Here is a 20,498-nt window from a genome sequence, read left to right as displayed (position 1 = left end):
CGGACCCCGGCGCCGTCACCGCGGTTCCCTGTTCCGTAAGGGATGCGGTCCACGATGACGGACCGGCGCGAAGGGGTTGACCCGCTCACGGCCACCCCGCCCCGGGCGTCGGCGCGGCCCCGGGGCCCGGCGGGGCCCACGCGGGGCGGACCGGCGCACGGAAACATCCGCGACCGGTTCCACGCCCGTGCGCCCCGCCCCGGCGAAGCACACGGAAAAGGGTTCTCCACGTCGGTCGAAAGCCCTCTGAGCAGGGTCACTCCTGCGCCGGTCGGCACAGGCCGGAGCCCGCCCGGCAGGAGGCACCGGCGACCGGCTCGAGGCCCCTGAATGGTTAAGGCCAAGCATGGCGGTGTTTTCTCTCCGGGCCTCCGGGTAACCGGATTAGGGGGTTGAAGACCCACTCCGCACTTGGCACGATTGGCGATGTGTTAAACAGCGAACGAGACGCGGACACGCTTTGTGTCCTCGTCCAGGGTAAACGGCACGGAATTGGAAGTGTCGAGGCCGGGATCGGCAGAAGCATTTCCCTGTCGCCCTCTCGGGTCCGTGTCCTGCAACCCTTCCACGGCGGTCCCGTGTACGTCCTCGTGGAGGACGACGGGCACGGCGGCGACCACCGGTCGGCCGCCCGCCGGGTGCGCGCGGCCACCGCCGACGCCTACGGGTTCGTCCCCGACGGTGTGGTCGTGCTGCCGCGCGGCGCGGTCGCGGACCGCGACGACGCGGAGGCGCCGGTGCCCGCGCGGATACTGCACTCCGCGCTGGACGGGGCCCTCCACACGGACTTCCTGCCGGTCGCCGCGACCGGCGCACCCGCCCCCGGGGCCCGCGCGCCGGTGCCGCCCGCCCCATCCCGACCGGTGGACGTCGAGGAGGTGCGCGAGACGGTGGCCGCGCTGCTGGGCCGCCCCCTCTCCGAGGTCGGGCCCGAGGACGACCTCATCGGTCTGGGCATCGACTCACTGCGCACGATGCAGTTCGCCAACGACCAGAGGGCGAAGGGGTTCGGCGTACGGTTCCCCGACCTCTTCGCCCGCCCCACCGTGCGCGCGTGGACCGAACTGCTCGCGCTCTCGCCCGGCACGGGCTCCCCGGACGGAGCCGGACCGGCCGCGGCCGAGGGCGAACCCTTCCCCCTGACGCCCGTGCAGCACGCCTACTGGATCGGACGCCGCGACGACCAGGTCCTCGGCGGCGTCGCCTGCCACTTCTACGTCGAACTCGACGGCCGCGGACTGCGCCCCCGGCGCCTGGAGAGGGCGTTGCGCGCGCTGATCCAGCGGCACCCCGCACTGCGCACGGCCTACACCGACGACGGCGGGCAACGGGTCCTCCCCGAGCCCCGCGTGGAGCCGCTGGAGACCGACGACCTGCGCCACCTCGACCAGGCGGAGGCCGACCGGCGCCTGGAGGAGCGCAGGGAGCGCCTCTCCCACCGCCTTTTGGACATCGCCTCCGGGCAGGTGCTCGCAGCCTGCCTCTCCCTGCTGCCGGACGGCGGGCACCGGCTGCACCTGAACTTCGAGCTGCTGGCCACCGACGTCCAGAGCATCCGCATCGCTCTCGTCGAACTCGCGGAGCTCTACCGCAGCCCCCGGGACGAGCTGCCCCCGCTCGGCACGGACTTCGCGAGCTACCTCGCCGCGCGGGAGAGCCGCCGGGCCCCCTCCCGTGACGCGCACCGCGACTACTGGGCGTCGCGGGTACCCGAACTGCCCGGTCCGCCGCAGCTGCCGCTGGCGGCCGACCCCGCCCGGGCGGGTGTTCCGCGTTTCGAGCGGCGCGAGCACCGGCTCGGCCCCGAGCGCCGGGAACGGCTGGCCGGACTCGCCCGTGCGCACGGGGCCACGGTGCCGATGGTCCTGGCCGCCGCTTTCGCCGAGGTGGTCGGCGCGTGGAGCGCCACACCCCGCTTCCTGCTCAACCTGCCCCTGTTCGACCGCGAGGCCCTGGACGGGGCGGGGGCGGGTATCGAGGGGGTCGTGGCCGACTTCACCAACCTCGTCCTGGTGGCGTTCGACCTCACCGGCACCGCCTCCTTCGCCGACCGGGTGGCCGCCGCCCAGGCGTGTCTGCGCGAGCACGTCGCCCACTCCGACTACAGCGGTGTGGAGGTGCTGCGCGACCTGACCCGGCGGGGCGGGCCGCCCGCCCCCGCTCCCGTGGTGTTCACCAGCGCCGTCGGCATGGGCGAGCTGATCGAACCGCGGGTCCGCGAGGTTCTGGGCGAGACGGGGTGGATGATCTCCCAGACGCCGCAGGTGTGGTTGGACCACCAGGTGGTGGAGCGCGACGGCGGTCTGGCCCTGGTGTGGGACGCGGTGTCGGGTCTGTTCCCCGAGGGCGTGCTGGACGCGATGTTCGACGCCTACGGCCGCGTGCTCGAACAGGTCCTGGCGGGCGACTGGTCGATACCGGTGGTCGCCGTACCGACACGGGACCACCTGGCGGTGAGGACGCGGGTCAACGAGGCCGCCATGGCCGCCTCTCCGCTGACGAACGGTGTCGCCGCCGGTGCGGGCCTGTTGCACGGCGGTTTCTTCGCGTGGGCCGAACGCGAACCCGACCGCGTCGCCGTGGTCTGGGACGGGGGCCGGTGGACCTACGCCGAACTGGCCGAACGCGCCCTGCGCACCGCCGCCCACCTGAGCGAGCGGGGCGCCCGCCCCGGCGACACGGTCGCGGTGAGCCTGCCCAAGGGCCCCGACCAGGTCGCGGCGGTCCTGGGCGTCCTCGCCGCAGGCTGCGCCTACGTACCGGTGGGGGTGGACCAACCCGCCCTGCGCCGCGAACGCATGCTCCGCCGCGCCGACGCCGCACTGGTCCTGGACGACCTGGAACCGGTGTCGAAGACGCGGCCGTGGGACGGCCCGACCGAGGTCCCCCCGGAGGCGTCGGCGTACGTGATCTTCACTTCGGGGTCCACGGGTGAGCCCAAGGGTGTGGAGGTGACCCACCGGGCGGCGGTGAACACCGTGACCGACGTGTGCGCACGCTTCGGCATCGGCCCCGACGACCGCGTCCTCGCCGTCTCGGCACTGGACTTCGACCTGTCCGTCTTCGACGTGTTCGGCCTCCTCGGCGTCGGCGGCGCGGTGGTCGTACCCGAAGAGGAGCAGCGGCGGGACGCCGCAGCCTGGTGCGGGGCCGTCAGCCGACACGGCGTGACGGTCTGGAACACCGTCCCCGTGCTCGCCCAGATGCTCGTGGAAGCGGCCACCGGCGCACCGGAGTCCCTGGCGGGGCTGCGCGTGGTCATGGTCTCCGGTGACTGGGTGCCCCTGGACCTGCCCGGGCAGGTCACGCGGGCGGCTCCGGACTGTCGTTTCGTGGCGATGGGCGGGGCGACCGAAGCCGCGATCTGGTCCAACTACGAGGAAGTCGGAGAGCTCGACCCGGACTGGCCCTCGATCCCCTACGGCCGCCCCCTGTCCGGCCAGTGCTTCCGGGTCGTGGGACCCGACGGCCGTGACCGACCCGACTGGGTACCCGGCGAGCTGTGGATCGGCGGCGCGGGCGTGGCCGTGGGCTACCGGGGCGACCCCGCCACCACGGCCGCCCGCTTCGTCACCGACGAGCGGGGAGTGCGCTGGTACCGCACCGGCGACCAGGGATGCTACCGGCCCGACGGACGACTGGAGTTCCTGGGCCGCGACGACCACCAGATCAAGATCCGGGGCCACCGGCTCGAACTCGGAGAGGTCGAGGCCGCCGCACGCGCCCACCCGGGAGTGGGCACGGCCGCCGTGGTGGTCTCCCCCGCACCCTCACCCCGCCTGGTCGCGTTCGTGACGGTGACCGGAGGAGGCACGGCACCGGAGGCCCTGCGGGACTTCCTCGCCGAGCGGCTGCCCGAGCACGCCGTCCCCGCCCACGTGGTGACGGTGCCCCGGATCCCGCTCAACGCCAACGGCAAGGTCGACCGGGCAGCGTTGACGGCCCTGGCCGGAGAACAGGTCGGACGAACCGCCGCGACCGGCGCACCGCCCGAGGGCCCGACCGAACGGGCGGTGGCCGACATCTGGGCCGACCTGCTCGGCCTGGACACCGTCAACCGCGACGACAACTTCTTCACGCTCGGCGGGGACAGCCTCCTCGCCACCCGCATGATCGTCCGCCTCAACGACCGGGGGCTGCGCGGAGCGGACCTGGGCCTGCTGTTCTCCGCCGGTTCGCTGCGGGAGTTCGCCCGGGGGCTGCGGGACGGGACCGGTGAAGCGGGCTTCAGCGCTCCGGTCGCACGCCCCGAGGAGCGCCACGAACCGTTCCCGCTGACCTCGGTGCAGCAGGCGTACCGGATCGGCCGCGGCGACGACTTCGCACTCGGCGGGGTCGACTGCCACTTCTACACCGAGTACGACGGTGCCGACATCGACCTCGCACGGCTGGAGGAGGCCTGGAACCTGCTCATCCTGCGTCACGACATGCTGCGGGCCGTGCTCACCCCGGACGGACGCCAACGCGTCCTCCCCGCGGTGCCCCGGTTCGCCGTCCCGGTCACCGACGCCTCGGACGAGGACGCCGGTCAGGCCCTGGCGGACCTGCGCGCGGCCATGTCCCACCAGCTCATCGACCCGCACACCTGGCCGCTGTTCGACCTGCGCGCGGTGCGCTACGGCGGCGGAAGGGTCCGTCTGGGCCTGAGCATCGACGCGCTCACCGTGGACGCGCTCAGCGCGATGATCCTCCTGGGCGAGCTGGACCGCCTCTACGCCGACCCGAAGGCCCGGTTGGCACCGCTCGGGCTCACCTTCCGCGACTACGTGCTGGGCGTGCACCCGTCCCCGGAGCGGCGGGAACGCGCCGAACGCCACTGGGCCGCCCGGGTCCGCGCCCTGCCCGGTCCGCCGGAGCTGCCGCTGGCGACCGACCCCTCGCTCGTGCGGGCCCCGCGATTCGAGCGGCGCGAGCAGTGGCTGGACACCCGCGAACGGGAGGCCCTGCTCGCCGCGGCCCGGGCCCACGGGGTCACCGCCTCGGCCGTACTGGCCACGGCGTTCTGCGAGACGCTCGGCGCCTGGAGCGCGAACCCGCACCTGACGATCAACCTCACCCTGTTCGACCGCCGCGACGTCCACCCCGACGTCGGGTCCCTGGTCGGCGACTTCACCTCCCTGCTCCTGGCGGGCTACCAGCCCGAACCGGGGGACAGCTGGGCCGAGCGCGTCACGCGCCTGCACCGCCGGATGGGGCAGGACCTGGACCACAGCGAGGTCACCGCCCGGTGGGTCCTGTCCGAACTGGCCCGCCACCGGGGCTCCCTGGACGTGTCGATGCCCGTGGTCTTCACCAGCACGATAGGCGCGACCGGAACGGGCGACGCGGCCGTACGCCCCTCCTTCGCCGAGCCGGTCTGGGGTGTGTCGCAGACGCCGCAGGTGTGGCTGGACCACCAGGTGGTGGAGCGCGACGGCGGTCTGGCCCTGGTGTGGGACGCGGTGTCGGGCCTGTTCCCCGAGGGCGTGCTGGACGCGATGTTCGACGCCTACGGCCGCGTGCTGCGCCAACTGCTGGACGGCGACTGGACGCGGCGTCCGGTGCACACTCCCCCGCCGGAGCAGCTCCTCACGCGTGAGCGGGTGAACCGGATCGCGGCCGACACCCCGGTGCGTCCGGCTTCGGACCTGTTGCACGGCGGTTTCTTCGCCTGGGCCGAACGCGAACCCGACCGCGTCGCCGTCATCTGGGACGGGGGCCGGTGGACCTACGCCGAACTGGCCGAACGCGCCCTGCGCACCGCCGCCCACCTGAACGAACACGGCACCCGCCCCGGCGACACCGTCGCGGTGAGCCTGCCCAAGGGCCCCGACCAGATCGCGGCGGTCCTGGGCGTCCTCGCCGCCGGGTGTACCTACGTACCCGTGGGGGTGGACCAACCCGCCCTGCGCCGCGAACGCATGCTCCGCCGCGCCGACGCCGCGCTGGTCCTGGACGACCTGGGCCCCGCCCTGGCAGCGAAGCCCTGGAAGCGACCGGCCCGGGTCGGGGCGGACGCGTCCGCCTACGTGATCTTCACCTCCGGCTCGACGGGTGAACCGAAGGGTGTGGAGGTGACCCACCGGGCGGCGGTGAACACCGTGACCGACGTGTGCGCACGCTTCGGTATCGGCCCCGACGACCGTGTCCTCGCGGTGTCGGCACTGGACTTCGACCTGTCGGTCTTCGACGTGTTCGGCCTCCTCGGCGTCGGCGGCGCGGTGGTCGTACCCGCGGAGGAGCAGCGCCGGGACGCCGCAGCCTGGTGCAGGGCCGTCAGCCGACACGGCGTGACGGTCTGGAACACCGTCCCCGTGCTCGCCCAGATGCTGACGGAGACGGCGGCCGGCGCACCGGAGTCCCTGGCGGGGCTGCGCGTGGTCATGGTCTCCGGTGACTGGGTGCCCCTGGACCTGCCCCGGAGCATCGAGGACCTGGCCCCCGGTTGCCGTTTCGTGGCGATGGGCGGGGCCACCGAGGCCGCGATCTGGTCCAACTACGAAGAGGTCACCGAACCCGACCCGGACTGGCCCTCGATCCCCTACGGCCGCCCCCTGTCCGGCCAGTGCTTCCGGGTCGTGGGACCCGACGGCCGGGACCGACCCGACTGGGTACCCGGCGAGCTGTGGATCGGCGGCGCGGGCGTGGCCGTGGGCTACCGGGGCGACCCCGCCACCACGGCCGCCCGGTTCGTCACCGACGAACACGGCACACGCTGGTACCGCACCGGCGACCAGGGACGCTACCGGCCCGACGGCCGCCTGGAGTTCCTGGGCCGCGACGACCACCAGATCAAGATCCGGGGCCACCGGCTCGAACTCGGAGAGGTCGAAGCCGCCGCACGCGCCCACCCCCGCATCACCTCGGCCGCGGTGGTGGTCTCCCCCGCACCCTCACCCCGCCTGGTCGCGTTCGTGACCGCCGTGGAGGGCCAGGAGGCTCCGGACTCGCTGCGGGACTTCCTCGCCGAACGGCTGCCCGAACACGCCGTCCCCGCCCACGTGGTGACGGTGCCCCGGATGCCGCTCAACGCCAACGGCAAGGTCGACCGGGCAGCCCTGACGACCCTGGCCGGACAGCGGGCCGGGAACGACGCCGCCGCGGGCGCACCGCCCGAGGGCCCGACCGAACGGGCGGTGGCCGACATCTGGGCCGACCTGCTCGGCCTGGACACCGTCAACCGCGACGACGACTTCGTCGCGCTGGGCGGGGACAGCCTCCTCGCCACCCGCATGACCGAGGCCCTGCGCCGCCGCTTCGGCGCCGAACTGCCCCTGCGCCGCGTCTTCGAGGCGCCCACGGTCCGGGGCCTGGCCGCCCTGCTGGACCGCGGCCCGTCCTCAGCCGACCACGAGTTCGAGGAAGGAACCCTATGACTTCCGACAACGGAGGCCACGCACAGCTCCTCGCCGAGCTCCACGACCTCGGGGTCCACCTGTGGGTGGAGGAGGGACGGCTGCGCTTCCGCGCGCCCCGGGGGGTCCTGGACCCGGCTCTGCGCGAGCGCCTGAGCGCGCGGAGGGAAGGGCTGATCGCCCGCCTCCAGGAGGCCTCGGACGCGGTCCGCCACGACGCGGAGGGCCGCCACGACCCCTTCCCGCTGACCGACGTCCAGTCCTCCTACCTCCTGGGCCGGGGAGGGGCGTTCGACTACGGCGGCTCCCCCTGCCAGGTCTACGCCGAGATGCCCGTGCGCGACCTTCGCCCCGACCGCCTCCAACGGGCGTGGAACGCGCTGGTGCGCCGCCACGACATGCTCAGGGCCGTCGTGGACCCCGAAGGCCACCAGCGGGTGCGGCCCGAGGTCCCCGAGTACACCGTCGCCGTGGAGGACGTGCGCGGGCGGCCCCCGCAGGAGGTGAGCGCGCTCCGCCTGCGAGTCCGGGAGCAGATGGACCACCGCGTCTACGAGCCGGGCACGTGGCCGATGTTCGACGTGCGCGTCACCCGGGCCGACGACGGCGACCTCCTGCACGTCTCCATCGACTTCCTCACCGCCGACTACGCCAGCGTGCGCGTCCTGGTGCGCGAACTCGACCTCCTGCACCGCGACCCGGAGGCCGAACTGCCGGAGCTCGGCATCACCTTCCGCGACCACCTGCTGGCCGAGCACCGCCTGCGCGAGGGGCCCGTGTACGAACGCGACCGCGCCTACTGGGCGCGGCGCGTGGACAGCCTCCCCCCGGGACCGGAGCTCCCCGTGCTTCCCGGGGCCGCCCGCGGTGCGCCGGGCCGGTTCGACCGGTGGGAGACCGGGCTGGACCCCGACGCCTGGCGGGACCTCCAGGAACAGGCCCGGGCACGCGGCATCACCCCGTCCACCGCCGTCCTCGCGGCGTTCTCCGAGGTCGTCGGGGCCTGGAGCGCCGCACCGGCCTTCTGCCTCAACCTCACCCTGCTCAACCGCAACGCCCACCACCCCGACGTGGACCGCCTGGTCGGCGACTTCACCTCCGTGAACCTGCTGGAGCTGCACACCGACTCCGCCGGTTCCTTCACCGGGCGCGCCCGTGCCGCGCAGGAGCAGCTCCTGACCGACCTCGAACACCGCTCCTTCAGCGGTGTCGAGGTCATCCGCGAGACGGCCCGCACACGCGGCCCCGGCGCCTCCCTCATGCCGGTCGTCTTCACCAGCACCGTCGGGATGGAGGAGGCGGAGCAGCGGGAACCGGGGACCCTCGGCACCCCGACCTACGGGCGCAGCCAGACCCCCCAGGTGTGGATCGACGCCCAGGCCGTCGCCGAGGAGGGCCGCCTGTCGGCGCGGTGGGACGTGCGCCGGGGAGTGCTGCGCGAGGGTGTCGTGGAGGCCATGTTCGCCGCCTTCGACGGTCTCCTGGGCCGCCTGGCCGAGGGAGGGGCCTGGGACGAGGCCGCGCCGGTGGCGCTGCCCGCGGACCAGGCCCGGACCAGGCGCGCCGCCAACGACACCGCCGCTCCCCTGCCCGAGGGGCTACTGCACGAGGACGCCGTCGCCGCCGCCCGGGCCCACCCCGAGCGCCCGGCCCTGGTGTGCGGAACGCGCGTCCTGACCCACGGCGAGGTCCTGTCCCGGGCCGTCCGCCTGGCCGACCGGCTGCGGCGGGAGGGGCTGCGCCGCGGGGACGTCGTCGCCGTGGTCATGGACAAGGGCTGGGAGGAGGTCGTGGCCGTCCTCGCCGTCCTCCTGGCCGGAGGCGCCTACCTTCCCGTGGACGCCCGGCAGCCCGCGGCCCGCCGCGGGCTCCTGCTGGGCGACGCCGGGGCGGGCCTCGTCCTGGCCCAGCCGTGGACGGCCGACGGAGCCGCGGCCGGTACCGGCGCCCGGGTCCTGACCGTGGACGACGACGGTGCGGACTCCGTCCCGGAGCCGTCGGACGTGCCGGACCCGACCGGCGCGGGCCCGGACGACCTGGCCTACGTCATCTACACCTCGGGCTCCACCGGAAGGCCCAAGGGCGTGATGGTCTCCCACCGGGCCGCCCTCAACACGCTGCACGACGTGCGCGGGCGCTTCGGCGTCACGGCCGACGACCGCGGCATCGCCCTGGCCTCCCTCGGCTTCGACCTGTCGGTCTTCGACGTCTTCGGGCTCCTCGGCGCCGGAGCCTGCCTCGTCCTGCCCGACGCCGACCGGCGGGGGGACCCCTCCCACTGGGCCGAGCTGGTCGAGCGCCACGGTGTCACCGTCTGGAACTCCGTGCCCGCCCAGATGCAGATGCTGGAGGACCACCTCGCCTCCGGAGGCGGCCGGGACGTCGGCAGCCTGCGGCTGGCCATGCTCAGCGGGGACTGGATCCCCGTCGCCCTGCCCGACCGGATCCGCCGCCGGGCGCCCGGCCTGCGGGTGGTCTCCCTCGGCGGGGCCACCGAGGCGGCCGTGTGGTCCATCGCCTTCCCCGTCGACGAGGTCGACCCCGCCTGGGCCTCCATCCCCTACGGGAGGCCGCTGGCCAACCAGACCTTCCACGTCCTCGACCACGCCCTGCGCGACCGCCCCGACCACGTGCCGGGCGAGCTGTACATCGGCGGGGCGGGACTGGCGTCGGGCTACCTGGGCGACCCGGAACGGACCGCGGACAGGTTCGTGACCCGCCCCGGGAGCGGGGAGCGCCTCTACCGGACCGGCGACCTGGGCCGCTACCGCGGCGACGGCACGATCGAGTTCCTGGGCAGGAGCGACCGCCAGGTCAAGGTGCGCGGCCACCGCATCGAACCCGGGGAGGTCGAGGCCGCCCTCATGGAGGCCCCGGAGGTCGGCGCGGCCGTCGTGCTCCCCGTCGGGGACAGCCCGCTGACCCGCAGGCTCGCCGCCTTCGTCCAGCCCGCCCCGCTTCCCGGCGCGGTCCGCCCCGACCTCGGCGCCGAGCGCGCGCGGGCGCACGCCCGCGCCTCCGCGGCCGTCGGTGACGTCGACCCGGAGGAGACCGCCGCGTTCATGTCCCGGCTGGACGACGCCTGCCGCCGGGGCATGCTGCACGCCCTGGCGTCCCAGGGGGTCCTCGCCGACCCCGGGCGCGGGCACACACTGGACGAGATCGCGGACGCCACCGCCGCCGCGCCCCGCCACCACCGGCTGCTGCGCCGCTGGCTGCTGGCGCTCGAACGCGACGGACTGCTGCGCAGGGAGGGCGACCTGCTCAGCGCCGCCCTCCCGTTCGACCCCGGTGCGCGGGACCGCGCCTGGACGCACGCGATGCGGCTCCAGCGCGAGGACGCCTACCCCCGGCTGCTCCTGGACTACTTCCGCCAGAGCCTGCTGCGGCTGCCCGAACTGCTGCGCGACGACACCGACCCGCTGCCCCTGCTGTTCCCCGAGGGGCGTGTGGACGTCTCCCACGCCGCCTACCGCGACAACGTCATCAGCCGCTACGTCAACGCCGCCGCCGTGGAGAGCGTGGTCGGCGCGGCCTCGGCCTTCGGCCCCGACCGACCCTGCCGGGTGCTGGAGGTCGGCGCGGGCGTGGGCGGCACCAGCAGCGAGCTGATCCCGCGCCTGGCCGACGCCCACGTCAGGTACACCTTCACCGACGTCTCCCAGTTCTTCCTCAACGAGGCCCGGGCCCGCCACGGCGACCTGCCGTGGGTGGACTACGGGCTGTTCGACATCAACCGGGAGCCGAGGGAGCAGGGCCTGGCGCCCAACAGCCACGACGTCGTGGTCGCCGCCAACGTGCTGCACAACTCGCGCGACGCCGGGCAGGTGCTGGAACGCCTCGCGGGCCTGCTCGCTCCCGGTGGGCGGCTCGTGTTCATCGAGACCACCCGGGAGAACCTCCAGATCATGACCTCGATGGAGTTCATGATGCCCGAGGACGACCCGCGGGAGTGGGACTACCGGGACGAGCGCCGGGGCACCGACCAGACCTTCCTGTCCGTCGCGCAGTGGAGCAGGCTGCTCGCGGAGTCGGGCGCGGACGCCACGACGGTGCTGCCCGGCCCGGACGACCCCGCCGACTCCCTGGGCCAGCACGTCTTCACCGCCGTGTACAAGAGCGACCGGGCGCACCCGCGCCCCGCCGAACTGGGCGCGCGGCTGGCCGCCGCGCTGCCCGCCCACATGGTGCCCGCGAGCGTGACCGTGCTGGACTCCCTGCCGCTGACCTCCAACGGCAAGGTCGACGCCGAACGCCTCGCGGGGGCGCTGCCCGGGGCCTCCGGCGGCGGCGGAGACGCCGCCGAGGAGCCCCGCGAAGGCCTGGAGGAGCGGATCGCGCGAGTCTGGCTCGACCTGCTGCCGGTCTCCCGTGTGGGCCGCAACGAGGACTTCTACCAGCTGGGCGGGGACTCCCTGCTCATCGCCCAGGTCGCCGGGCGGATGCGCGAGAGCGTCCCCGAGGTCGGGGCCCACTACTACGACACCGTCCTGCGGACCCTGCTCAACCACCCCACCGTCTCCGGGTTCGCCGCGGCCCTGGGGGAGGACGCCGGGACGGCCGCGCCCGCCGGGTCCGGACGGCGCTCCCCCGGGTTCTCACTGGTGGGCACGGGCGGATCCGACGCGGAGGCCACCCGCGTCCTGGTCCACGACGGCACGGGCACGCTCAACCCCTACCGGTCGCTGTCGCCCCTGCTGGCCGCGGACGGCCCGCTCCTGGGGATCGCGCTGGACGGCGGCCGGATCGACGACGACCCCCCGGAGGGGCACATCGACCGGTTGGCCGCCGACTACGCCGAGTCCCTGCTCCGCGAGGGGGGCCGCTTCCACGTGGTCGGCTACTGCATGGGCGGGCTGCTGGCGACCGAGGTCGCGCGCAACCTCACCGAGGCCGGGGCCGACGTGGCCAGCCTGAGCATCATCAGCAGCTACCGGCTGCCCCACGAGGTCCGCGACGAGCTCGTCCTGGAGTTCGTCTTCGCCCGGGTGCTGGGCGCCGACACCGCCAAGCTGGGCTACCCCGACGACGCGGTGCTCGCCCGGGCCTTCGACGCCGTCCTGGCGCGGACGCCGGGACGGGTGCCCGAGGGCGCGCTGGCCCGGCTCCCCGAGGAGGAGGGCCTGGCCGACGCGGCGCGGGCGTTCCGGGCCCTCGCGGACAAGGGGGCCGCGGCCCGTTTCCAGACGATGGCCGAAGCGGTGGGTCCGGGGCTCGCGGGCGAGGACGTCGCGGCGCTGTACCCCGTGTACCGCCACAGCATGGCCGCGGTGGCGGCGCACCGGCCCCAGCCCTACGCGGGCGACGCCGTGTTCCTGCGGGAGGCCTCCGACACCAGGTTCCTGCCCTGGTTGCGCCAGGACATGACGCGGTTCTGGCGGGACCTGTGCCTGGGCGAGCTGACGGTGCAGGACGTGCCCGGGGACCACTTCTCCTGCCTGCGCGAGCCGCACGTGGACACGACCGCGCGGCTCCTCCTCGCGGCGGGCCGACGCGCGCCGCACGGCACGGGACGGAGGGGGCCGCGATGACCCGCGTGGGCGTACTCGGCGCCGCGGGGGCGGTCGGTTCCGCGCTGCTGGCGCGGCTGGCCGGTACCGGGGCGCGCCTGACGGCGGGCGTGCGCGACCCCGGCCGCCTGTCCGGCCCTCCCCCCGGGGCGGCCGTGCGCGTGGTCGACGCCGAGGACCCCGCGGGGCTGGCGGAGTTCTGCGCCTCCCACGACGTGGTGGTCAACTGCGCGGGCCCCTCCGCGCTCCTGGGGGACCGGGTCCTGCGGGCCGCGACCGCGTCCGGCGCCCACTACGTCTCGGTGGGGGACGACGGACGCGACCACCTCTCCCCCGCGGGACCGGACGACCCCGGCCCGGCGCCGGGCCGCTGCGCCCTGCTGGGGGCGGGCCTGCTGCCGGGGCTGAGCACACTGCTGCCCCGCGTGCTGGCCGACGGCTTCGACCGGGTGACGGACATGACAGTCCACTCCGGCGGCCTGGAGCGCTTCACCCCGGCGGCCGCGCGCGACTACGTCGCGGGGCTGGCCTCCGGCGCGGACCGCTCGCTGGCGGCCTGGCGCGGCCGCCGTGTCGCGGGCGCCCTGCGGCCCGAGGCGGACGCGCGGCTGCCCTTCCTGCCCCGGCCCGTGTCCCTGCACCCCTTCCTGAGCCCCGAGGCCGAACGCCTGGCACGCGCCCTGTCCCTGGAGCGCCTGGACTGGTGGCACGTCTTCGAGGGGACGCGCACCACCGACGCGCTCGCCGGGACGCGGGGCCGGGGCGTCACCGACCCCGACGCCCTGGCGGACCTGCTCGTGCGCGCCTCCGGCCTGGAGGTGTTCGGCCGCACCCAGTACCAGGCGCTGGTGCTGCGGGCCGGGGGCCGGATCGGCGGCCGTGAGCGCACCCGGGTCCTCGCGCTCACCGGCGCGGGTCCGGCCCTGAGCGCCGAGGCCGCGGCCCTGGCGGTGCGGTTCGCGGCCGGGGGCGGGGCGGCGGACGGAACGCACTGGGCGGGCGAGGCGCTGCCGACCGCCGGGGTCCTCGACGGCCTGCGGGACGCGCCCGGCGTCGCGTTCCTGCGCCTCACCGACGACGATGACGCGCACTCCGGAGTCGAGGAGGGGGTCCTGTGACGGGCACCGGAGACGGGCGCGGCGAGACCGTCGTGTGCGGGACCGGCTTCGGCCGCGTCTACCTCGCCGCCCTGCGCGACCACCCCGACCTGCGCCTGGCCGGGGTCCTGGCCCGGGGCAGCGCGAGGTCGGCGGAGTGCGCCCGCGCGGCCGGGGTCCCCCTGTACACCTCCGTCGACGACCTGCCCGCGAGCGTGCGCTTCGCCTGCGTCGCCGTCTACGCCGGAGTCAACGGCGGACCGGGCAGCGAGCTGGCCCGCGCCCTGCTGCGCCGGGGGGTGCACGTGATCCAGGAGGGCCCGCTGCACCACGACGAACTCGCGGCCACCCTGGGCGCGGCCCGCGAGGGCGGGGCGGCCTACCGCGTCAGCACCCACTACGACCGGGTCGCCCCGGTGCGCCGCTTCCTGGACGGGGTGCGCGCGCTGCGTTCGCTCCAGCCGCTGCGCTACGTCGAGGTCGTCTGCGGCCTCCAGGTGCTCTACCACGCCCTGGACGTCGTCGGCGCGGCCGTGGGCCGGTGGCGGCCCTGGTCCTTCGCCGCCGCGACCGGCGCGGACGCCACCGGTGCGGGCGGGCCGTTCCGCACGGTCGAGGGCGCGGTCGGCGGGGTCCCGGTGGCCCTGCGGGTGCAGAACCAGCTCAACCCCGCCGACCCCGACAACCACGCCCACGTCCTCCTGCGCGTGACCGCGGGGGCCGACGGCGGCCACCTGCTGCTCGCCAACGCCCACGGCCCGGTCCTGTGGAGCCCCCGGCCGCACTTCCCCCGCTCCGGCCGGGAGCTGGCCGACTACGGCGACGCCGAGGCCGCGCATCTGGACCTGCCCAGCGTCCAGCCGTGGGGACCCGCCTCGGCGCCCGGGTACCGGGAGATCCTCACGGGGCTCTGGCCGCGGGCCGCCGCGCTGGGGCTGGCGGAGCTGAGCCGGGCGGCCGACGCCGCCGAGGACCCCCTGCGCCGCGGGCAGTACCACCTGACCCTGTCCCGGGTCTGGCAGGAGGCCTCCGGCCCCCTGGGCCGGCCGGAGCCGCTGCACGAACCCGAACCGGTGCCGCTCTCCCTGGAGGAGCTGCGCGCACGCGTGCCGTCCGAGGCCGAGGAGGAACACCGCCGTGTCCGTACCTGAGGCGACCGCGGCCGGTCTGCGCCGTCTGGGCGCTCCGGCCGCGCCCGGCGCCGTCTCGGTGGTGTGCTTCCCGCACGCCGGCGGGACCGCCGGTTTCTTCCGCCCCTGGGCCAGGCTGGTGCCGGACCGGGCCGTGCTGCACGCCGTGCAGTACCCCGGGCGCCAGGACCGCATCGCCCATCCCCCGGCCCGCGACATGGACGGGCTGGTACGGCCGCTGGCCGAGGCGCTGGCCCCGTCCGCCGGCCCCGACCTGGTGCTCTTCGGGCACAGCATGGGGGCCGCCGTCGCCTACGAGGTCGCGCGTGCGCTGGAGGCGCGCACCGGTCGCGCGCTGGGGTCCCTGGTCGTGTCCGGCCGCCCCTCGCCCCGGACGCAGCGCGACACCGCCGTCTCCGCCGGAGGGGAGGCCGCCGTGCTGGAGGACGTGCGCAGGCTCGGCGGCACCGACCCGGCGCTGTTCGGCGACGAGCAGGTGCGCGACCTGGTCCTGCCCTCCATCCGGGCCGACTACGCGCTCATCGAGGGGTACCGCCCGCGCCCCGGGCCGCCGCTGGCCACGCCGGTCCTGGCCGTCCGGGGCACCGGGGACCCGGAGGTGACCGCGGAGGAGGCGCGGGACTGGGCCGCGGTCACCCACGGGGAGTTCCGCTCGGCGGAGTTCCCCGGCGGGCACTTCTACCTCATCGACCGGCCGGGGGACGTCGTCGGGGCGCTGCTCGCGCAGGTGGGCCTGGCCCCGGCCGACGACCCCTGGCCCTCCACGCCCTGAGAACCGCGACGAGAACGCCGAGAAAAGGAAAGAGAGAACGATGTCCGACAACACCGCCGACACCCTGCTCAAGGAACTGTTCGACCTGGAGCACCGCGGATGGGAGGCGATCTCCAGCGCGAACGCGGACTTCTACCGGGAAATGGTCACCGATGACACCGTCGTCGTCGAACACGACGGCGTCGGAACCGGACAGGACCTCGTGGCGGAGATCGAGGCCAATGACAGCCCGTTCGTCGGATTCACCCTCGAAAATCCGAAACTGGTGCGCATCACCGACGACAGCGCGGTCCTGACCTACCGGGCCACCGCGGAGGTCACCGGCCGCGACATGGTCTACCGCCTGTACATGACCAGCGTCTACGCCCGCAGGGACGGGGCCTGGCGGCTGCTGTTCCACCAGCAGACGCCCGTCTCGTCCTGATCGGCGCCACCCGCGGCGGGTCGCCGTCCCGGCGGCGATCCGCCTTTCGCGACCCTTTCTTCGCGAGGCTTCGGCTGTGGCATCATGGCAGCCCCCGCCGCGGGGGAAAAGGGCGTGACGGGTTCACCAGAGAACGCAAGGAGGCGACCACCGAGTGGGTGTCCAGGGAATACGGGTCGAGGAAATCGGAAAGACGTTCGGAAAGGTGACCGCGCTCGACGGGGTCACCTTCGACGTGCCCCCCGGAACGGTGACCGCGCTCCTCGGACCCAACGGCGCCGGAAAGACCACGCTCGTCCACTGCCTCTCCACGCTGCTCGTCCCGGACCGCGGGACGGCGGTCGTCGACGGACACGACGTGCGCACCGACCCCGCCGGGGTGCGCTCCTCCCTCGCCCTCACCGGCCAGTTCGCCGCGGTCGACGAGGTCCTGACCGGCCGGGCCAACCTGATGCTCTTCGCCCGGCTGCTGCGGCTGCCCCGGGCGAGGGCCAGGGCCAGGGTCGGGGAGCTGCTCGACCGGTTCGGCCTGTCCGACGCCGCGGACGCCTCCGTGGGCTCCTACTCGGGCGGGATGCGGCGGCGTCTGGACCTGGCCGCCAGCCTCATCGTGGAACGGCCGGTCCTGGTCCTGGACGAGCCCACCACCGGCCTCGACCCCCGCACGCGCGGCGACCTGTGGAACGCGGTGCGCGAGCGCCGCGACGCGGGCACCACCGTCCTGCTCACCACCCAGTACCTGGAGGAGGCGGACCGGCTCGCCGACCGCGTCGTGGTCGTGGACCGGGGAGGACTCGTCGCCGAGGGCTCCCCGGAGCAGCTCAAGGCGCGGGTCGGCGGATCGGTGTGCGAGGTGCGGGTCCCCCCGGAGGACCGCGGGCGCGCCCGGGAGCTGCTGCGCTCGGAGGCGGCCGGGGTCCAGGAGGAGGACGGCGCGCTGGTCGTCCCGGCGCCGGACGCGGGCACGGTGGCCCGCCTGGCCCGCGCCCTGGACGGGGCGGGGATCGAACCCGAGGTGCTCAGCCTGCGCAGACCCACCCTGGACGAGGTCTTCCTCCACCTGACCGGAAACCCGCCCGAGGGCGCGCAGGCGTCCACCGGCGGCCCGGCCCGGGACGCGGAGGCGCCCGCCGGCGGAACCGGGGAGGGATCGCGGTGAGCGCTCCACCGACCGCGGCCGCGACGGAGCGGGGACTGGGCAACCTCCTGGCCCAGGGGGCGGCCACGGCCGGGCGCAACATCCGCGCCCGGGCCGACGCGGGCGCCCTGGTGACCCTGGGGGTGTTCCCGGCCGTCTTCGTCTTCGGCTTCCTGCTGCTCTTCGGCAGGCTGCTCGGCCAGCAGGGCGTCGACTACGCCCAGTTCCTGCCGCCCGCGATCATCGTGCAGTGGATGTTCTCGGTGGCCAACAGCGCGGCGCCGATGCTCGCCGCCGACCGGCGCGACGGCCTCATCGCCCGTTACCGCTCCATGCCGGTCAACCGGGGCGCCCTGCTGGTCGGACGCTTCCTGGCGGACACCGTCTGGGCCCTGGTCTCCGTGGCGGTCATCCTGCTGTGCGGGTTCGTCGCCGGTTTCCGGTTCGGGGGCGGAGTGCCCGCCGCGCTCGGCTTCGTCGCGCTCGCGGTGCTGTTCGGGCTGGTGCTGACCGCGGGGACCAGCGCCGTCGGGCTGGCCTCACGCGACCCCGAGTCGGTGTCGGCCGTCCTCAACCTCGTCTACCTGCCCCTGCTGATGCTGTCCACGGCGTTCGTACCGGCCGAGGCCTTCCCCGGCTGGCTCGAACCGGTCATCGCCGCCTCGCCGGTCTCGGTGGTCATCGACGCGCTGCGCGCGCTCGCCACCGGCGAGGGCGTGGCCGGGGCCGTGGCGCCGGCCCTGGTGTGGACGGCCGCGCTGGGCGCCGTCTTCTCGTGGGCGGCCGTCCGCTCCTTCCGGAAGGCGGTGTGACCGTGCTCTACGACAGCGCCCTGCTCGCGGGCCGGGGACTGCGCAGGTTCCTGCGCAGCCCGCAACTGCTCGGGGACGCCTTCGGGTTCCCCCTCATCCTGCTCGTCACCCTCCTGGTGATCTTCGGCGAGGTCGTCTCGGGTGCCACGGGCGAGTCCTACATCGCGCGGCTGGCCCCGGCCATCGTGCTGTTCGGCACGGCCTACGCCTGTGTCGGCACCGGGGTCGGGTACCACTCCGACGTGCGCACCGGGTTCCTCGACCGGCTGTACACCATGCCGCTGTCGCGTCCGGCGCTGCTGGCCGGTCGGCTTCTGGGCGACCTGGCACGGCTGCTGACCGTGGCGGTGGTGACGGTGGCCGCGGCGTACCTGTTCGGGTTCCGCTTCACCGCCGGGTTCTGGGCCGCGCTCGCCTTCTTCGGCGTGGTCATGGCCTTCGCCTGGATGTTCCTGTGGCTGGCGCTGGTGGTGGCGCTGCGCGCCCGGAGCGAGCAGGCGGTGTCGGGCGCGCTCACCTCGCCCATCACCCTGCTGCTCCTGCTGTCGTCGGGGCTGGTCCCGCTGAAGGCGTTCCCGCCGGCAGCCCAGCCGGTCATCCGGCTCAACCCGATGTCGAGCACCCACGAGGTCCTGATGGGGCTGTCGGCGGGCGGGCCGGTGGCCGCCCCCCTGGCGGTCAGCGCCCTGTGGTTCGCCGCGGCCACGGCCCTGCTGGTGCCTCTGGCCCTACGGTCCCTGCGGCGCCGGGCCTGAGCGGCCCGGGCCCCCACGTGAGGAGGAGGATCAGAGCCGGACCAGTTCGCGCAGCTCGAAGAGGACCGACCCCTCGGGGTAACGGCCCAGGTGCCGCCGCAGCGGGACCGTGCGCCAGCCGCAGTCGGCGGCCACCGACTCCAGCAGGTCGGCGTCACCGAGGTCGGTGAACCCCAGCAGGAGGCGGCCCGAGGGGGCCAGCACCCTCTCCGCGTTCTGCATGAAAGCGCGGTGCGAGGCGTATTCGGGATCGAACAGGGAACGGTCGAAACCGTTTTTCACACCACCCTCCGGGGCGGCGCTGAGGAAATTGGAGTTCCAGAAGACGACATCGTGGAGAACGCCCTCGGGAACGGCTTCGAACATGTCGCCGCAGTAGACGTGCACCCTGCTTTCCACACCGTGTTCGCGTGCGTTCATCCGGGTGTTCTCCGCGGCCTCCGGGCTGATGTCCGTGGCCGTGACGGTGGCGCATCCGCTGAGCGCGGCCAGCACCGAGAGGTAGCCCGTACCGCATCCGACCTCGCAGAACGCCCCGTTGACCGGGAAGGGGACCCAGGCGGAGTACAGCGCGGCGGAGGTGGTCAGGTGGGGCGCGTAGACCCCCGGGAGCGCGTGCCAGCGGCGCCCGAGCAGTTCGAATTCGACGGGTTCCTCAATGGCCGCGTGCCTCTCCCTGAGCAGGTCCACCGTTCTTCCGGGGCCGCGCATGGCGCTCCTCCTTTTCCGTCGGACACTTCCGGCGCGCACCATAATATGCTTTACTGTGGAACAAGTCCATATATAAGCGACATGTAGGAACGGGCCGCCTCGAAAAACCCGTTCGGCGCCCCCGGAAAGGAAGCCATGACGGACACGGCCATCGCCCAGCGGCGCGCTGCTCTGCGGCGGACCGGTCTGGACGCCGACGCGCTGCCCGACTCGCCCCTGGACCTGTTCTCCGCCTGGCACGACGACTGGCGCGCCACGGACCCCCACGACCCGGCGGCGGCGGTCCTGGCCACCACCGACGACCGGCACCGGCCCTCCGCCCGCTGGATCGACCTCGCCCACGTGGACCACGGTTTCGTCCTCTTCACCGCCTACACCAGCCGCAAGAGCACGGACCTGGCCGTCCACCCCCGCGCGGAACTGTGCTTCGGCTGGCTGGAGCTGGCCAGGCAGGTGCGCGTCGGCGGAGTGGTGGAGCGCCTGTCCCCCCTGGACTCCGACGACCGGTTCGCCTCCCTGCCCCGACCGGTGCAGGTGCTCGCCTGGTCCACCGACCAGCGCAGCCCCCTGGCCGGACGCGGGTCCGTCCACGAGCGCCTGACCGAGGTGGCCGGGCGCTTCGAGGGCCAGGAGGTCCCGCGCCCCGAATTCTGGGGCGGACTGCGCCTGGTCCCCGACAGCGTCGAGTTCTGGCAGGGCCGCAGCGACGAGGTCCACGACCGCGTGCTCTACCGGCGTCCGGGGGCCGGGGCCCCCTGGACCACCGAGTGGATGTCCCCCTGACGACCCGGCGG

11 protein-coding genes are annotated in these 20,498 nt (G+C 74.6%); 10 read left to right on the top strand and 1 reads right to left on the bottom strand.

The window, feature by feature from the left end:
• Nucleotides 1–578: 578 nt before the first annotated feature.
• From NDAS_RS08745 to NDAS_RS08705, 9 genes are all read left to right on the top strand, one after another.
• Nucleotides 579–7,355, top strand: coding sequence for a non-ribosomal peptide synthetase (locus NDAS_RS08745; RefSeq protein WP_013152797.1), 6,777 nt, complete (start codon nt 579–581; stop codon nt 7,353–7,355).
• Nucleotides 7,352–12,865, top strand: coding sequence for a non-ribosomal peptide synthetase (locus NDAS_RS08740; protein ID WP_013152796.1), 5,514 nt, complete (start codon nt 7,352–7,354; stop codon nt 12,863–12,865). Before NDAS_RS08745 ends, NDAS_RS08740 begins: the two co-directional genes overlap by 4 nt.
• Nucleotides 12,862–13,962, top strand: coding sequence for an NAD(P)H-binding protein (locus NDAS_RS08735; RefSeq protein ID WP_013152795.1), 1,101 nt, complete (start codon nt 12,862–12,864; stop codon nt 13,960–13,962). Before NDAS_RS08740 ends, NDAS_RS08735 begins: the two co-directional genes overlap by 4 nt.
• Nucleotides 13,959–15,092 (top strand): Gfo/Idh/MocA family oxidoreductase, encoded by a 1,134-nt coding sequence (locus NDAS_RS08730; RefSeq protein ID WP_013152794.1) that lies wholly within the window; start codon nt 13,959–13,961, stop codon nt 15,090–15,092. Before NDAS_RS08735 ends, NDAS_RS08730 begins: the two co-directional genes overlap by 4 nt.
• The gene (locus NDAS_RS08725; protein ID WP_013152793.1) at nt 15,079–15,864 is read left to right on the top strand and encodes a thioesterase II family protein; all 786 of its coding nucleotides are present in this window, start codon (nt 15,079–15,081) and stop codon (nt 15,862–15,864) included. The genes NDAS_RS08730 and NDAS_RS08725 overlap by 14 nt, the downstream gene beginning before the upstream one ends.
• Nucleotides 15,865–15,904: 40 nt before the next feature.
• The gene (locus NDAS_RS08720) at nt 15,905–16,288 is read left to right on the top strand and encodes a nuclear transport factor 2 family protein (RefSeq protein WP_013152792.1); all 384 of its coding nucleotides are present in this window, start codon (nt 15,905–15,907) and stop codon (nt 16,286–16,288) included.
• A 205-nt stretch (nt 16,289–16,493) separates the two neighbouring features.
• On the top strand, nt 16,494–17,447 hold the full coding sequence (locus tag NDAS_RS08715; protein ID WP_081461714.1) for an ATP-binding cassette domain-containing protein: 954 nt from the start codon (nt 16,494–16,496) through the stop codon (nt 17,445–17,447).
• Entirely contained in the window at nt 17,444–18,238 is a 795-nt protein-coding gene (locus NDAS_RS08710) for an ABC transporter permease (protein WP_013152790.1), read from the top strand. Before NDAS_RS08715 ends, NDAS_RS08710 begins: the two co-directional genes overlap by 4 nt.
• Nucleotides 18,235–18,993, top strand: coding sequence for an ABC transporter permease (locus NDAS_RS08705; protein ID WP_041552600.1), 759 nt, complete (start codon nt 18,235–18,237; stop codon nt 18,991–18,993). The genes NDAS_RS08710 and NDAS_RS08705 overlap by 4 nt, the downstream gene beginning before the upstream one ends.
• Before the next feature lie 30 nt (nt 18,994–19,023).
• Here the strand turns inward: NDAS_RS08705 and NDAS_RS08700 are convergent, their stop codons facing one another.
• Nucleotides 19,024–19,704 (bottom strand): methyltransferase domain-containing protein, encoded by a 681-nt coding sequence (locus tag NDAS_RS08700; RefSeq protein ID WP_013152788.1) that lies wholly within the window; start codon nt 19,702–19,704, stop codon nt 19,024–19,026.
• A gap of 135 nt (nt 19,705–19,839) precedes the next feature.
• Between NDAS_RS08700 and NDAS_RS08695 the strand changes: the two genes are divergently transcribed.
• On the top strand, nt 19,840–20,487 hold the full coding sequence (locus NDAS_RS08695; protein WP_013152787.1) for a pyridoxine/pyridoxamine 5'-phosphate oxidase: 648 nt from the start codon (nt 19,840–19,842) through the stop codon (nt 20,485–20,487).
• The last annotated feature ends 11 nt before the right edge of the window (nt 20,488–20,498 follow it).

The organism is Nocardiopsis dassonvillei subsp. dassonvillei DSM 43111 (assembly GCF_000092985.1).
Taxonomy (GTDB): Bacteria; Actinomycetota; Actinomycetes; order Streptosporangiales; family Streptosporangiaceae; genus Nocardiopsis; species Nocardiopsis dassonvillei.
The sequence above is the reverse complement of the archived record's forward strand: the minus strand, read 5'-3'. Positions and strand labels throughout refer to the sequence as shown.

Coding starts and splice junctions, on each gene's coding strand:
- NDAS_RS08740 (WP_013152796.1), top strand. CDS start 7,352: ATGACTTCCGACAACGGAGGCCACGCACAGCTCCTCGCCGAGCTCCAC.
- NDAS_RS08735 (WP_013152795.1), top strand. CDS start 12,862: ATGACCCGCGTGGGCGTACTCGGCGCCGCGGGGGCGGTCGGTTCCGCG.
- NDAS_RS08720 (WP_013152792.1), top strand. CDS start 15,905: ATGTCCGACAACACCGCCGACACCCTGCTCAAGGAACTGTTCGACCTG.
- NDAS_RS08700 (WP_013152788.1), bottom strand. CDS start 19,704: ATGCGCGGCCCCGGAAGAACGGTGGACCTGCTCAGGGAGAGGCACGCG.
- NDAS_RS08695 (WP_013152787.1), top strand. CDS start 19,840: ATGACGGACACGGCCATCGCCCAGCGGCGCGCTGCTCTGCGGCGGACC.